The sequence below is a fragment of the Pseudonocardia sp. N23 genome (assembly GCF_002583555.1).
Taxonomy (GTDB): domain Bacteria; phylum Actinomycetota; class Actinomycetes; order Mycobacteriales; family Pseudonocardiaceae; genus Pseudonocardia.
Map to the genome: position 1 here is coordinate 184,979 of NZ_BEGX01000002.1, position 13,933 is coordinate 198,911.

Consider the following 13,933-nt stretch of genomic DNA (forward strand, 5'->3'; position numbering starts at 1 on the left):
GCTGCGATGCTATTCCGGACTCAGTCGTCCCAGCGGGACGCACCGAGGATTTCGGTGAGCCCGGGGACGGGGGCGCCGGGCGCCAGGTACTCCACGGAGGAGTGGGTGAAGGTGAACGGCACGAACTTCGCCGGGTTCGCCGTCACCTGCTGCAGCGCAGCGGTCATGAGCTCCCGGGCGCAGCCGAGGCGCGGGAGGAACTTGTGCGTCGTCTCGACGATCTCGTCGTCGAGCTGCTCGGCGCCGAGGCCGAAGATGTCGGCGGCGATGCCCATCTGGGTCAGGCCGACGACGGTGCCCTTGCGGGCGGCGAGCTGGCCCGAGGTGTGCAGGGCGACGGCGTCCCACACGGTCTCGACGTCGCGGTCGGAGAAGCCGTGCTCACGCATGAACGTCGCGGCCCGGTCGGCTCCGTCGAGCTCGAAGCGCTGCGACCCGTTGGCCTCGTCGGTCAGCCCGATGTCGTGCAGCACCGTCGCGAGGAAATGGATCTCGGGGTCGTAGTCGCGCCCCGGCTGCAGGCCGTTGCGCTCGCCGAGTAGCCGACCGTAGAGGTAGCTGCGCACGCTGTGGTTGACGAGGTAGTCGCGCTCGTGGGCGCAGATGAACTCGACGGCGGCGTGGGCGGCCGCGGTGTCGGGGAGCGCGTCGAAGTGTCCGAGCGCCGAGTGGACGTCCTGGGCAGTCATGGGAGTTTCCCTTCTCGGGTACCACCGGGGAGGAACGGGCCTCCCCGTACGCGGGCGACGCTAGGAGCGCGCCGCGGCCGCGACGCGACGATTCGGGACGCGACGGGCGACGATTCGCGCGCCGGCGCGGGCCGGCGACGGACGGGCCCGTCACCGGAGCACCGACGGAGGGGTCCGTCACCGGAGCACCGACGGAGGGGTCCGTCACCGAAGCACCGACGGAGGGGTCCGTCACCGGGCCGCCCGGACGGTGCCGACGACCTCGCCGAACCCGATGCGGGTGCCGTCCGGGCCCGGTGCCGACGCCGTGAGGGCGACCTCGTCACCGTCGAGCAGGAACGTACGCTCGACACCCTTCACCGTGAGTGGCTCGCGCCCGCCCCACGTCAGCTCGATGAACGCCCCCCGCTGCGCACGCTCCGGGCCGGAGACGGTCCCCGAGGCGAAGAGGTCCCCGGTCCGGGCCGTCGCCCCGTTGACGGTCATGTGCGCCAGCATCTGCCCCGGTGACCAGTACATCTCCCGGTACGGCGGGCGGGACACCTCCTCGCCGTTCCACTCGACGAGGATGTCCACGTCGAGGCCGTGGTCGTCGCGGCCTCGCAGGTACTCCAACGGCTCCGGTGACTGTCCGGGCAGGGGCACCCGCGCGCTCTCCAGCGCCGCGAGCGGCACCACCCACGCCGAGATCGACGTCGCGAAGCTCTTGCCCAGGTGCGGGCCCAGCGGGACGTACTCCCAGGCCTGGATGTCGCGGGCCGACCAGTCGTTGACCAGCACCGCCCCGAACACGTGCGCGGCGACGTCGTCGACGGCGATCCGTGAGCCGGGCTCCGAACCGATGCCGACGACGAACCCCAGCTCGGCCTCGATGTCCAGTCGCCTGCTCGGCCCGAAGGTGGGCGCGTCCTCGTCGGGGGCCTTGCGCTGACCGCACGGCCGCACGATGTCGGTGCCGGAGACCACGACCGTGCCGGCGCGGCCGTGGTAGCCGACGGGCAGATGACGCCAGTTCGGCAGCAGCGGCTCGGCGTCGGGCCGGAAGAGCCGCCCGAGGTTCGACGCGTGGTGCTCGGAGGCGTAGAAGTCCACGTAGTCGGCGACCTCGATCGGCAGGTGCAGGCGGACCGCCGAGACCGGGTGCACCGCCTCGTGGGGGACGTCGGCGGTCAGGGCGTCGTGGACCCGCTGCCGGACCGCGGCCCACCGGTCCGGCCCCTGGGCCATGAACGCGTTGAGCGAGGACGCGGCGAACGCCTCGTCGCCGTCGGAGCCGGTGAGCACCACGGAGAGGTCGACGACGGTGTCACCGGCCCGGACACCGACCCGCGGCGCACCGCCGCCGACGGAGAACACCCCGTAGGGCAGGTTGTGGAGACCGAACGGGGAGCGGTCGGGAATCTCGACGCGGGTCACGACGGGTCTCCTCCGGCGGTGTCGGTGACGACCACGCCCAGCTCGATCAGCTCGGTCAGCGGCTCGACCATGCTGCACGTCCCGAACGACGTGAACGTCGCTCGGACCGCCCGCACGCGGTCGTCGTCGAGCGCGGCAACCCTGGCTGCGACGTCGGCCGGGTCACGTTCGGCGAGCAGGACCCGTGCGTCCTGCTCGGTCCCGCCCGCGACCAGTGCCTCGGTGGCGAGCAGCAGGTTGAGGAAGCCGTGTTGCTCGAACCCGGTGTGCGGGTCGGTGTTGCGCACGGCGTGGTGCAGGCCGGCGGTTGCCTTGAACGCGACGCCGGCGCCCACCGCGTCGGCGATGGCCGCGGCGAGCTCGGCGTCGTCGGGGTACAGGTCGGCGCGGACGCCGCCGGTGCGGAACTTCGCCCGGTACCGGCCGGTGAGTCCGTCGAGGAGGGCGTCGCGGCGGGAGTCGCGCGGTACCTCGACGTAGATCTCCGGGACATGCGGAGGACCGAGGCCTGCGAGGGCGGCGGCGAGGGCGTCCAGGAACTGCGCGGCACCGGTTCCGGCGGGGACGGCGACCTCGACCGCGGTCGGCCGTACCGGCAGTCGTGCGCACGCCGAGAGGACGTCCGGGATGCCCGCCGGGCCGCGGGGCACGGTCACCGCCAGCCGCAACGGCACCCCGCCGGGCGCCGGTAGCGAAGCGAGGTCCGGCAGTGCGGCGTCGGCGAGGACCAGCGGGCCTGCGAGGTCCGCCCACCAGTGTTCGTGCCGTTCCCGATGTGCGCGAACGGCATCAGGCAACGGGGCGAGCCCGGGAGGGAAGACCGCGGCGTCGTCGCACAGCTGCGCGACGACGGGTGGGACGACGCCCGTCCCCGGAATGCCCGCCACTGCCGCGGTCACGAGTCCGGTCCCCGTCCCGCCCACGTCCAGGCGTACTGCGGGTCCTCCACCGACAGGGCGCCCTCCCCCAGCTCGAGGGGCCGGAAGGTGTCGACCATGACGGCGAGCTCGTCGAACGACTCTGCCCCGAGCGAGCTCTCGATCGCATCGGGTTGCGGGCCGTGGGAGTGCCCGCCGGGGTGCAGGCTGACCGAGCCGAGGGCGATGCCCGAACCCTTGCGGGCCTCGTAGTCGCCGCCGCAGTAGAACATCACCTCGTCGGAGTCCACATTGGAGTGGTAGTACGGCACGGGGATCGACAGCGGGTGGTAGTCGACCTTGCGCGGCACGAAGTTGCAGATCACGAAGCCCCATCCCTCGAAGACCTGATGCACCGGCGGCGGCTGGTGCACCCGTCCGGTGATGGGCTCGAAGTCGTTCACACTGAACGTGTACGGGTACAGGCAGCCGTCCCAGCCGACGACGTCGAACGGATGCGTGGCGTACACGTAGCGGGTCCCGGTGACTCCGCGCGCGCCCCGGTGCCTGACGAGAACCTCGACGTCGGCACCGTCGACGGTGAACTGCCCGTCCGGACCGTGCAGGTCGCGCTCGCAGTACGGCGCGTGCTCCAGCAGCTGCCCGAACCGCGACAGGTAGCGCTTGGGCGGGGCGATGTGGGAGTTGGCCTCGACGACGTACAGCCTCACCGGATCCGATCCGGTCGGGACCCAGCGGTGCGTCGTGCCGCGCGGCAGCAGCACGTAGTCGCCCTGCGTCGCGTGCAGGACCCCGAACACCGTCTCGACGGTCGCGGTGCCGGTCTCCACGTACACGCACTCGTCACCGACCGCGTTGCGGTAGAGGGGCGAGGCCTCCCCCGCGGCCACGTAGGAGATCCGGATGTCGGCGTTGCCGAGGACCAGCCTGCGACCGGTGACGGCGTCGACGGCCTTCCAGTCGGCGGACGTCAGGTCGTGCAGTCTCAGGTGCCGCGGCAGCAGTGGCCGGTTCTCGGTGAGCGTCTGGTCCGGCAGGTCCCAGGGGGTCGCGTCCACGATCGCCGACGGCACCCCGGAGTGGTAGAGCAGCGAGGAGTCCGACGAGAACCCCTCCTCCCCCATGAGCTCCTCGCGGTAGAGGGCACCCGAAGGCGCACGATGCTGGGTGTGCCGTTTCGGCGGGACCTCACCGACCCGTCTGTAGAACGCCATCGCGCTGCTCCTCCCGGGTTCGTGGGCTCGTGTCGTGGACGGCGCGGGCGAGGGTCGCCGCGAGCTCGTCGTGGGTGGGGGCGGCCAGTACGGCAGCGATGTGGGCGTCCGGGCGGACGACCCACACCTCGTCGGCCCGGGCGTCGAGGACCGCGCCGAACGCACCGTCGGGGTCCATTCCGTCGAGCATCAGCACCCGTACCGGGCCGGGGGCGGCCGCGGCGGCCCGCTCGACCGCCGCGACATCGACGTCGGCGCCGAGCACCAGCAGGAACCCGTCCCGGGCGAGCTCGCGCACCCGGGTCGGGCCGGCTCCGCCGAGGGTCACCGGGGCGTCTGGCACCAGCACGCCGGGTCCCGGGAGCGGGACCTCTCCGCGTCGCGGGCGGCCGCCGAAGGGACGCCGGGGGTCGGCTACGGTCAGTGGCGACTCGACGTACCAGAACGGCTCGGCCAACCGCCCTGAGTCGACGGCCGCGCGGGAACACGGGTCGGTCGCCGCGCGGGTCAGGACGTCGGCGCGCCGGTCGGCACGCACCTCGTCCGGCGGGACGAGGAACTCCATCGTCGCCGTCGTGACCGCGAGGTTCTCCAGCGCCGCGGCGTGGCGCTCGAGGTGATAGGTCTCCAGCAGGTCGTCGGGCGCCCAACCGTGACCGGCGTATGCGATCTTCCACGCGGCGTTCTCAGCGTCGCCGACCCCCGAGTTGAGGCCTCTGGCCCCGAACGGGGACACCAGGTGGGCGGCGTCACCGGCGATGAGGACCCGCCCACTGCGCATCCGGTCGACGACACGGGAGTGGAACCGGTACACCGACTTCCAGACGATCTCGTAGTCCCGGTCGCCGACGATCGCGCGAATCCTCGAGTCGAGCGCGCCGGAGGCGGTCTCGGCGTCGAGGTCGTGGTCGGCGGGAACCTGCCAGTCGATGCGGAACGTCGAGTCCGGGCAGGGATGGATGAGGACCTGGCGGCCGGGGTTCCAGTGCGGGTCGAAGTAGAACCGTCGCTCGTCCGCCCAGCCGGGCAGGTCCGCTCGGATGTCGCAGATCAGGAACCGGTCGTCGAAGGAGTGTCCGTCGAAGGTGACTCCCAGCAGGGTCCGCAGGTCGTCGCTGCGGGCTCCTGCGCAGACGACCAGGTACGACCCGCCGAGCCGGGTGCCGTCGGCCAGCCGCACCGTGACACCCCAGGCGTCCTGGTCGACCTCGACGACCTGCCGTCCCCATTGCAGGTCGACCAGTGGTTCGGCCGCGATGTGCTCGTCGAGGATCTGTTCGGTCCGGGTCTGGGAGATGTTGACGAACGGAGGGAACGCCGGCCGGCCCGGTTCGGCGAAGGTCACCGCGAACAGCTCGCTGTCGCGGTGGAACGTCCGCGCGGTGGTCCAGGTGACCCCCTCGGCCGCGATGCGGCGGCCGGCTCCGACGGCCTCCCAGACGTCGAGGACGTCGCGTTGCTGGCAGATGGCCTTGGAACCGACCGCGTCGCGCTCGGCGCGCTTGTCCAGCACGATCGTCGGAACACCCCATCGTGCGAGCAGCAACGCGGCGGTCTGCCCGACGGGACCCGCGCCGAGCACGAGGACCGGCTCGTGTGGCCACGTGCCGGACGGCGGTGCGCCGCCTGCTCGGTGGGTCGTCATCTCCACGTTCTTCCTGTCGCTGTCAGGGTCGTCGCTGTCAGGGTCGGGGCTGTCAGGGTCGGGGCCGTCAGGGTCGGGGCCGTCAGCCCTGCAGCTGGGCCCAGACCTCCTGGTCCCGCTCGGCGGTCCAGATGGCAGGCCTCTCGACGCCGGACAGCTCGTCCCACACGCGGGAGACGTCGAAGGGCAGACAGTGCTCGAAGATCGGCCAGTGTCCGAAGTCGTCGACCAGTGCGGCGTGGGTGGCCTCGAACGCCTCCTTGAGCGTTCCGGCACGTTCCAGGACCGAGCCGACCTCGTCGAGCATGACCTGGATGAACCGGCGGGTCTGCTCGATCGCCGCGTCGACCTCGGTCCGGCCACGGCTGACCGCACCCCGACCACCGACGAGCTGCTCGGCCCCGAGGGCCTTGAGCCGGTCGAGTGTCGTCGTCGCCCATTCGCGGTGGAAGGCGTCACCGGTGTACAGGGCGGCCTGCGCCTCGACGAGGTCGCCCGCGAAGAGGATCCGCTGCCGCGGGAGCCAGGCGGTGATGTCGCCCTCGGTGTGACCCCGCCCGTGGTGCTGCAGGACGAGGTCGCCGCGGTCGCCGCCGAGGTCGATCGTGAGCCGGTCGGCGAACGTCAGGGTCGGCCACGTGAGGCCGGGCACCGACTCGGCGCCGTCGGCCAGTCGCGGCATGCGGGCGAACTCCGACTCCCAGTCCTGCTTGCCGCGCTCGGCGATGAGATCGCGGGTGATCTCGTGGGACACGACGGTCTCCGCGTCGAACGCGCTCGCGCCGAGGACGCGGACGGCGTGGTAGTGCGAGAGCACCAGGTAACGCACGGGCTTGTCGGTGTGCTCCCGCAGCCTCGCGAGCCACTTGCGGGCGGCCACGGGCGTGGCGAGGGCCTCGAAGCAGACGACGAAGGCCTCGCCCTCGATCGCCCCGATGTTCGGGTCACCGTCGGCGGTGAGCGCGTAGACACCGTCGGCCAGCACCTCGAGGGTCTGCTCCTTCGCTGCGGTGTCGGTCGATGACGCGAACGGCTTGGCCATGTCAGAGTCCTCCCCCGGGTCGGCGCACGGGGCCCACACGTCACCGGCCGTGTACGTCGACAGCTGATCAAAGCTTTTACCTTCGCGACGACGGTAGCGAATCCGGGGCGCTCCCACCAGGGGAATGATAAAAGGTTTTACTTCTTGACGGGTGACGGGACCCACAGCCGGTCAGTGGCGGCGGCTCACCCAACCCGCGTCCTGGGCGGCGCCGGCCAGCTTGGACAACAGCCGGTTGAGCGTCGCCAGCTCGTCGGCGTCCAGGAGGTTCGCCCACTCCACCTCCCGCCGGTTGTGCACCGCGAACGCCGCCTCGACCCGGGCCCGCCCCGCCTGTGACACCGCGAGCCGGACCGAGCGGCGGTCCACCGGGTCCGGCGTGCGGTCGAGCAGGCCCGCCGCCCCCAGGGTCTTGGCCAGGCTCGACACCGCGGCCCTGCTCATCCCGGCCAGGTCCGCGGCGCGGCTCGGGTCCTGCGGGCCCGCGACCCACAGTGTGAACAGGAGCCGGAAGGCCGACCAGCTCCATCCCGCCGGACGATGGACGCTCGACTCCAGGTCGTAGACGACCGCGCTCGTCACCCGGTGCAGCAGCAGCACCATCGCCATCGCATCCCGGTCCGTGTCGGCGAGCCGTTCCTGCGTCCGGTCGAGCGCGACCTCCGCGAAGGCCAGGAACCCCGTGGGTCCCGCGGACACCGCATCACCGCCGAGCGGGTCGACGGGGTCGAGGGGGTCCAGAGAGTGGTCACGAGGCCGCGGCACGGCCTCGATCGTAGGCGGGACCCCTCGCCGTCCTCGCGGCCAGTGACAGCCCGGCCGGACGCGGCGCCCGCGCCCGACGGGCTGCTACGGCGCGGGGTCGGTCACAGGGCGGGCGCCTGGCGACCGCCTGCGTCGGCGACCGCGCCGATCGGGTCGGCCGGGCCCCGGCGCACCGCTGCCGTGCTGGCGGCCATCGCTTGGAGACCGAGGTCGAGCCCGTTGCGCTGCACCGTCATCGGCGGCAGCACACTGCGCGCGGAGACCACCTGCTGCTCGAGCCGGTCATCGCTTCACCAGCCCGGTGGCGACGTCCCACAGGTGGGCGGCGTTGTCGGCGTCCACAGCCCAGGCGGCGACTCCCTTGCCGAACATCTCCGGCGGCTCGGTGAGGACGGGCGACTCGTTGCAGTCCTCGAAGTAGCGGCCGCCGACGCCGTCGAGCAGCGGGGAGGCGGCCAGCAGGACCGAGGTGGCCGCACCCTGCGGCGGGGTCTTGCGCAGGTGTTCCGGCGTGCGCAGGCCGCCGGTGTGCTTCTGGAGCCCGGTGGCGATCGCGCCCGGGTTCAGCGAGTTGGCGACGATGCCCCCGTCGTTCCACCGGCGCGTGGCCTCGACGGCGAGGAGCACGTCGCCGGTCTTCGACTGGCCGTACGCGGTCCAGGGGTCGTAGTCGCGGCGGGTGTAGTCGACGTCGTCGTAGACGACATCGGACATGAAATGGGCATTGGACGAGACCGACACGATCCGCGCGCCGCCGGCCTCGGCCAAGGCGTCGTGCAGGCCCAGAACCAGCGCGAAGTGCCCGAGGTAGTTGGTCCCGAACTGGAGTTCGTGGCCCTGGGCGGTCGTCTGCCGGTCCGGCACGGCCATGATTCCGGCGTTGTTCACCAGGATGTGCAGCGGGCCCGACCAGGCCCGGACGAACGTGTCGACCGAATCGAGGTCGGCCAGGTCGAGCGTGGCGACCTGGATGTTTCCGGCCGGCTCGGCGGCCAGCCGGCGGCCCGCGGCCACATTCCGGGTAGCGACGGTCACCTCGGCGCCGGCCGCGGCCAGCGCGCGGGTCGTCTCCCGTCCGATACCGGTGGCACCGCCGGTCACCACGGCGCGTTGGCCCGTGAGATCCACACCGGCCAGAACCTCGTCGGCGGTGCTGCTGGAACCGAAGGGCGTAGTGATCAGATCGGGCATGCAGACGACGGTACGGCGGCCCTGAACGACGTGCCTGGGGTTGTCACTCATAGGCACGCGAGCCCTTCGGGCAGTGTGACGGCGGTCCCGGACGCGCCGGAGGACTCCGGAGAGGGCTGAGCGACGGGATGTCGGGAGTCGCACCGTGATGCCGCGGACTCGAGCAGACCGACTCGCGCAACGTGGCCAGCTTCGCCTCCGATTCGCTGCCGGGCACGGCGTGATGGACGACGAGGAACTGGGCGTCGGTCCCGGAGAGGTACAGCTTCTCGTACATCAGCTCGAGGTCACCGAGGGTCGGATGATGCAGCCTCCGGGCGCCGCCGGTGGTCTCCTTGACGTCCTGACGGTCCCAGATCGCACGGAAGTCCTCATCGGCGGCGCGGAGCTCACCGACCAGCGCCCGCAGGCATCCGGATCCGCCGTCGGCGCCCACGACCAGCCGGGCGTTGGCGACGACCTCGGCGACCACGATGTCCCATTCGGGATACATCGCACGGACCGCCGGGTCGGTGAACGCGGCCCGCAGCAGGTTCACCCCGATGCGCTGGCTGGGGAACAGGGCCTCGGCGAGCGGGTTGGCCGCCAGTACGTCCAGGTACTTGCCGTGCACGAAGGCGGGCACCTCGCGGAGCCCCTGCACCAGCAGACCGACGCCGGGGGGCACCTGCTGCGGGTCGGTGTCGGCGACGGCGGTTCGCCCATGGCCGGCGAGCTCGCGGAGGTAGCGGGCACCGTCCTCGTCCAGCTGAAGGGCCCGGGCCAGTGCGTCCACCACCTGCGTCGACGGACTGTCGTTGCGGCCCTGCTCGAGGCGTACGTAGTAGTCGAGACTGATCGCCGCCCGCTCGGCCACCTCTTCGCGGCGCAGCCCGTGGACCCGCCGCATCGTGCCGTCACCCTCGACCGGGCGCACGACGGCACGTCGTGCGCGAAGGAACTCACCCAGGGGCGTCGGCTGCGGCACGGGGTCGAAACTACCGAGATCGACAGCTGCGGCGCCCGACCGTCGACCGCGTCGCCACCGGAGATCACGCAGCGATCGGCACCATCTCAGCTGCGCAGCCGCGGCGGGCTCGTACAACCGCCCATCCCCCACACAGGCCCACAGGACGTCGACACGTCGACACGAGCACCGCCGCGTCGTGCCGTTTCCCTCGTTGACGTGCCCCCGTCAGCCGGACACCTCGATCTGTGTCGTGAGCTGTTGTCCGCAGGCGGCGGGGCTGGGGTTGTCCAGTCGGGAGTGCCGGCGCAAGGGTTGCAGAAGCCCTCGATGAAGGAGCACACCCCCATCTCGAGTTCGCGCCGGCTCGGCCAGGTCGGCACAGGGGTCGGCGTGCAGGTCGCAGACCGTGCAGCCGGGGCGGCGGCGCCGGTGGAGGCCATGGATCCCCGCCTCATGCATCAGCCGGGCGACCCGCTTGTGGTTGGCCGCAATGCCCGGCCCGATGGCCGGCTCGGCGTGTGGCCGCCGCCAGCCGCAGGTGCCACGCGAGTCGGTGTGGATCCTCTCGATGTGTGTGACCAAGAGCTCGCTCTCCCGAACACGGGGTGACGGGAACGGTCCGTCGCGACGCCACCTGCGCGGGGCGGATGACGCATCAGCGGCGCCCACCGCGCTTGACGAGTTGGGCTGCGATGACGTTGCGTTGGATCTCGTTGGTGCCCTCCCCGACGATCATCAGCGGCGCGTCGCGGAAGTAGCGCTCGACGTCGTACTCGGTGGAGTATCCGTACCCGCCGTGGATCCGAACAGCGTTCAGCGCGACCTCCATCGCAGTCTCCGAGGCGAACAGCTTCGCCATTCCCGCCTCCATGTCGCACCGTTCGCCGGCGTCGTACTTCTCGGCGGCGAACAGGATCAACTGGCGGGCGGCGGCGAGCTTGGTTCCCATTTCGGCTAGGTAGTTGCCGATGGACTGGTGCTGTCAGATCGGCTTGCCGAAGCTCTCCCGTTCCTGGCTGTAGCGAAGCGCGTCGTCGAACGCGGCCTGCCCGACCCCTAGCGCGCGGGAGGCGACCTGGATGCGGCCTGTCTCCAGCCCCTTCATCATCTGCCCGAAACCCTTGCCCGGCACACCGCCGAGTACCACGTCAGCGGGCACGTGCATGTTCTCGAAGATCAGCTCGCAGGGCGAGGTACTCTGCAGTTCCTTCGAGCCCGGTGAGGCTGCACTGTTTGCAGGCGCGATCGACCTCGAGGGTCCGCGCGGCGCGGCCACCCCCGATCCGAGATGAGCTTGGCCCCCTTCGCCCGGGGCCTCGGCAAAGTCGCGGTGGGTGGTGACTGAGCTGCGGTCATTCGCGATCCGGGAGGCGAGTGCGAGCAGAACCCCGCCGTGATCATCCACGTGTCGAAGCCTGATCACTGTCGGGAAACCGCTCTGATCACACCGGACACCGGTCTCGATGAGGAGATCACCGAGATCGGCGGGAGCAGACCGCGTTGTCGCTGCTCGACGTCCTGGCCGCGATCTCCGACCCACGAGGTGCACCTGGGGTGCTCCGCAGAATGCCGGCGGTGCTGCTGGTCAGCGCATGCGCAGTGCCGGCCGGCGCCCGGTCGTTCATCGCGGTCACCGAGTACGCCCACGACGCTGGGGCAGGTCGCGCTCGACCGGACATCGTCCACCGTATGACCAGGAACTCGGCCACGTCGTGCCCTGCTCGGCAACCGGACCTGCGCGACGGCAAACCCGAGAGCCCACCCACAACAGCATGCCAAGCGACTCGTCCGAGCCTGTTGACCTACCAAGATCTCGCCTTGACCGGACGGCGAGCTCTTCAGGTGCGGCTGTCATCCACGTAGCGCAGATTCCTATCCACCTGGCGCGAGCCGCGGGAGAGTTCTTTTGCAGCGTTTGACACCCAGCCGAGAGCGTCACAACAATTGCTCGATCGGGATGTCCGCCGCCGGGTTCGCGTGCGTCTCCCGGTCGGCGAAGAGCGCAAGGAGGCGCGGTGACCGACCCAGCGGCGGCCCGACTCGCCCATCCTGACGGTTCGAGCAGCGATGACACGACCCGTTCACGGACGGCCCACCACCTTGTCGATATCGACGAGGCACGCCTGGTCGGTAGCCGGCTCTACTATCCGCAGAAACTGACCGTCCTGGATCACGCTCCGGCATTCACGATGTCCGTGCAGGCCGCGCGTATCGGCTCGGTGCTGCTCGGCGAGCTCAGATACGACGCCGACGTGCGGATCGACTGCGGTGAGCTGGGCGACAGCTACCACGTCAACGTGCCCTTGCACGGGCGGCTCGCGTCGCGACACGACGGCCAGGAGTCGGTCGCGTCGCCCGGGCATGCCGCGCTCTACGGACCGCTTGGAGAAACGGTCCTGACCAGGTGGGAAGCAGGCAGCCGACAGCTCTGCGTGAAGATCGACCGCGCCGCGTTCGAGACCACCCTCAGCCGGCATGTGGGGCGGGACATAGTCGGTCCGATCTCCGTCGAGCCGGTACTCGATGTCGGCGGCGGAGCTGGCCGCAGCTGGGTGGAGTTGGCCCTCATGCTCAACGAGCAGCTACACCGACCTGACAGCATCGTCCACCAACCTCTCGTCGCTGGGTCACTCGCCAACGGCCTGCTGAGCGGTCTGATCACTGCGGCCGGCCTGGAGCACCGTGTGCAGGACGCCGTCCGGTCATCACCGACAGTGCGGCCGCGGACGATCGAACTCGCGCTGGCCTATCTGAACGAACACGCTGGGGATCCGATCGGCATCGCGGACGTCGCGGGACACAGCTGCGTGAGTGTTCGAACGTTGCAGGAGGGGTTTGCGCGGTATGTCGGTCAGTCCCCGATGCAGTACCTACGATCCGTCCGGCTCCACCTCGCCCACGAGGCACTGCTCGCCGCCAATCCGTACGACACCACTGTCGCCTCGATCGCGCACAGCTGGGGCTTCAACCACCTCGGCCGGTTCGCCGCGATTCATGAGGCCGAGTTCGGTGAGCCGCCTTCACAGACTCTGCATCGCGGCTGAACGGGCGTCTGACCATCTCCGGCGTGGCATGGGCGGCGGGCCCAGCGTCGGTGGAGTGACCCGGGAACAGCTCCACCTCAGGATCGAGGAAGACGGCGGCGTTGTTGACCGCCGTCGCGGCCTCCCCGAATCCCACAGCGATCAGCCGGACCTTTCCGGGATACTCAGTGATGTCGCCGGCGGCGAAGATGCCCGGGACCGAGGTCTGCATTGCCGAGTCCACCACGACGTGACGCTGGTGGGCGATTTCCAGACTCCAGGAACGTAGTGGTCCTAGATCGGCCACGAACCCGAGCGCGGCTACCAGACGCTGGCAGGGCAGCTCTCTGCCGCCCTCGACCCCCGGGCCCGTCAGCGCTACGCGCTCGACGCCGGACCCGCCGAGCACACCGGTGACCTGAGCGTCCGTAATGATCTCCACCGACGTCGCGCGCAGATCAGCCAAACTCGCCTCGTGCGCCCGGAAGGTCCGGCGACGGTGCACGAGAGTGACGGATCGCGCGATCGGGTGCAGGGTCAGCGCCCAGTCCACGGCGCTGTCACCCCCACCGACCACTACCACGTCCTGGTCCACGTACTCGGAAGGATCCGGCACGAAGTACGCCAGACCACGCCCCTCGAACTCATCGCCCGCACCGAGCTTGCGTGGAGCAAACGCCCCGATCCCGGCCGTCACCACGACCGCCCCACACCGTAGGAGTACGCCGTCGGCCGTGACGACCTCGAAGCCCGAGCGACCGTCCGGAAGAGCGACAGGGCGGAGCAGTTGAGCCCGATCACCGAGCACGAAACGAGGATCGAAGCGTTTTCCCTGCTCGAGCAGGTTGTCGACGAGGTCGCGACCCTTCACTGCCGGGAAGCCGGCAATGTCGAAGATGAGCTTCTCCGGGTACATCGCACTGATCTGACCGCCGGGTTCCTCAAGGGCGTCGACGACTGCGACCTTCAGCCCACGGAAGCCTGCGTAATACGCGGCGAACAGGCCGACCGGACCCGCTCCGACGATCAACAGATCGCAGTCGACGAGGGCGCTGTACACATCAGCGCCGTTGAATCTCCTATGTTTGTCAAGCGCCAGCGAGTTCGTTCTGAGCGGCGGC

Annotated in this window: 12 protein-coding genes and 2 pseudogenes; 1 reads left to right on the top strand and 13 read right to left on the bottom strand. The window is 70.6% G+C overall.

From position 1 onward, the window contains the following. Positions 1-20 precede the first annotated feature (20 nt). The 12 genes and pseudogenes from TOK_RS01695 to TOK_RS01745 form a co-directional block, all read right to left on the bottom strand. Entirely contained in the window at positions 21-689 is a 669-nt protein-coding gene (locus TOK_RS01695) for an HD domain-containing protein (RefSeq protein WP_098955958.1), read from the bottom strand. Between the two features lie 231 nt (positions 690-920). Beyond that, positions 921-2,105, bottom strand: a complete 1,185-nt coding sequence (fahA, locus tag TOK_RS01700; RefSeq protein ID WP_098955959.1) for a fumarylacetoacetase — start codon at positions 2,103-2,105, stop codon at positions 921-923. Continuing rightward, positions 2,102-3,004, bottom strand: a complete 903-nt coding sequence (locus TOK_RS01705) for a hypothetical protein (RefSeq protein WP_253258123.1) — start codon at positions 3,002-3,004, stop codon at positions 2,102-2,104. Before TOK_RS01705 ends, fahA begins: the two co-directional genes overlap by 4 nt. Continuing rightward, positions 3,001-4,197 carry a homogentisate 1,2-dioxygenase gene (locus TOK_RS01710; RefSeq protein ID WP_098955960.1) on the bottom strand — a complete coding sequence of 399 codons (1,197 nt, stop codon included), beginning with the start codon at positions 4,195-4,197 and terminating at the stop codon, positions 3,001-3,003. The genes TOK_RS01705 and TOK_RS01710 overlap by 4 nt, the downstream gene beginning before the upstream one ends. Next, a complete protein-coding gene (locus TOK_RS01715) occupies positions 4,172-5,842 on the bottom strand; it encodes an FAD-dependent monooxygenase (RefSeq protein ID WP_098955996.1) in 1,671 nt (556 codons plus the stop codon). Before TOK_RS01715 ends, TOK_RS01710 begins: the two co-directional genes overlap by 26 nt. A gap of 82 nt (positions 5,843-5,924) precedes the next feature. Then, complete coding sequence (locus TOK_RS01720) at positions 5,925-6,884, bottom strand: MBL fold metallo-hydrolase (RefSeq protein WP_098955961.1); 960 nt, start codon at positions 6,882-6,884, stop codon at positions 5,925-5,927. A 171-nt stretch (positions 6,885-7,055) separates the two neighbouring features. Next, positions 7,056-7,649: a MarR family winged helix-turn-helix transcriptional regulator gene (locus TOK_RS01725; protein WP_253258124.1), complete on the bottom strand. Its 594-nt coding sequence runs from the start codon at positions 7,647-7,649 to the stop codon at positions 7,056-7,058. A gap of 101 nt (positions 7,650-7,750) precedes the next feature. Continuing rightward, complete coding sequence (locus tag TOK_RS34645; RefSeq protein ID WP_256387946.1) at positions 7,751-7,885, bottom strand: hypothetical protein; 135 nt, start codon at positions 7,883-7,885, stop codon at positions 7,751-7,753. Between the two features lie 46 nt (positions 7,886-7,931). Then, complete coding sequence (locus TOK_RS01730; protein WP_098955962.1) at positions 7,932-8,840, bottom strand: SDR family NAD(P)-dependent oxidoreductase; 909 nt, start codon at positions 8,838-8,840, stop codon at positions 7,932-7,934. A gap of 43 nt (positions 8,841-8,883) precedes the next feature. After that, positions 8,884-9,807, bottom strand: coding sequence for a helix-turn-helix transcriptional regulator (locus tag TOK_RS01735; RefSeq protein WP_098955963.1), 924 nt, complete (start codon positions 9,805-9,807; stop codon positions 8,884-8,886). Between the two features lie 207 nt (positions 9,808-10,014). Beyond that, a complete protein-coding gene (locus TOK_RS35210) occupies positions 10,015-10,458 on the bottom strand; it encodes an IS3 family transposase (RefSeq protein WP_098955964.1) in 444 nt (147 codons plus the stop codon). After that, a pseudogene (locus TOK_RS01745) lies at positions 10,445-10,975 on the bottom strand (acyl-CoA dehydrogenase family protein); the annotation flags it as partial. The pseudogene TOK_RS01745 and the gene TOK_RS35210, both read right to left, overlap by 14 nt. 829 nt (positions 10,976-11,804) lie before the next feature. Here TOK_RS01745 and TOK_RS01750 point away from each other — a divergent pair. Further along, positions 11,805-12,833: an AraC family transcriptional regulator gene (locus tag TOK_RS01750; protein ID WP_098955965.1), complete on the top strand. Its 1,029-nt coding sequence runs from the start codon at positions 11,805-11,807 to the stop codon at positions 12,831-12,833. Between the two features lie 40 nt (positions 12,834-12,873). Here the strand turns inward: TOK_RS01750 and TOK_RS01755 are convergent. Beyond that, positions 12,874-13,872, bottom strand: a pseudogene (locus TOK_RS01755) (NAD(P)/FAD-dependent oxidoreductase); the annotation flags it as partial. Positions 13,873-13,933: the final 61 nt, after the last annotated feature.

Excerpts from the sequence above, each read along its gene's own strand:
- TOK_RS01695 (WP_098955958.1), bottom strand. The coding sequence starts at position 689 with ATGACTGCCCAGGACGTCCACTCGGCGCTCGGACACTTCGACGCGCTC.
- TOK_RS01715 (WP_098955996.1), bottom strand. The coding sequence starts at position 5,842 with ATGACGACCCACCGAGCAGGCGGCGCACCGCCGTCCGGCACGTGGCCA.
- TOK_RS01730 (WP_098955962.1), bottom strand. The coding sequence starts at position 8,840 with ATGCCCGATCTGATCACTACGCCCTTCGGTTCCAGCAGCACCGCCGAC.
- TOK_RS34645 (WP_256387946.1), bottom strand. The coding sequence starts at position 7,885 with ATGACGGTGCAGCGCAACGGGCTCGACCTCGGTCTCCAAGCGATGGCC.
- TOK_RS01720 (WP_098955961.1), bottom strand. The coding sequence starts at position 6,884 with ATGGCCAAGCCGTTCGCGTCATCGACCGACACCGCAGCGAAGGAGCAG.
- TOK_RS01710 (WP_098955960.1), bottom strand. The coding sequence starts at position 4,197 with ATGGCGTTCTACAGACGGGTCGGTGAGGTCCCGCCGAAACGGCACACC.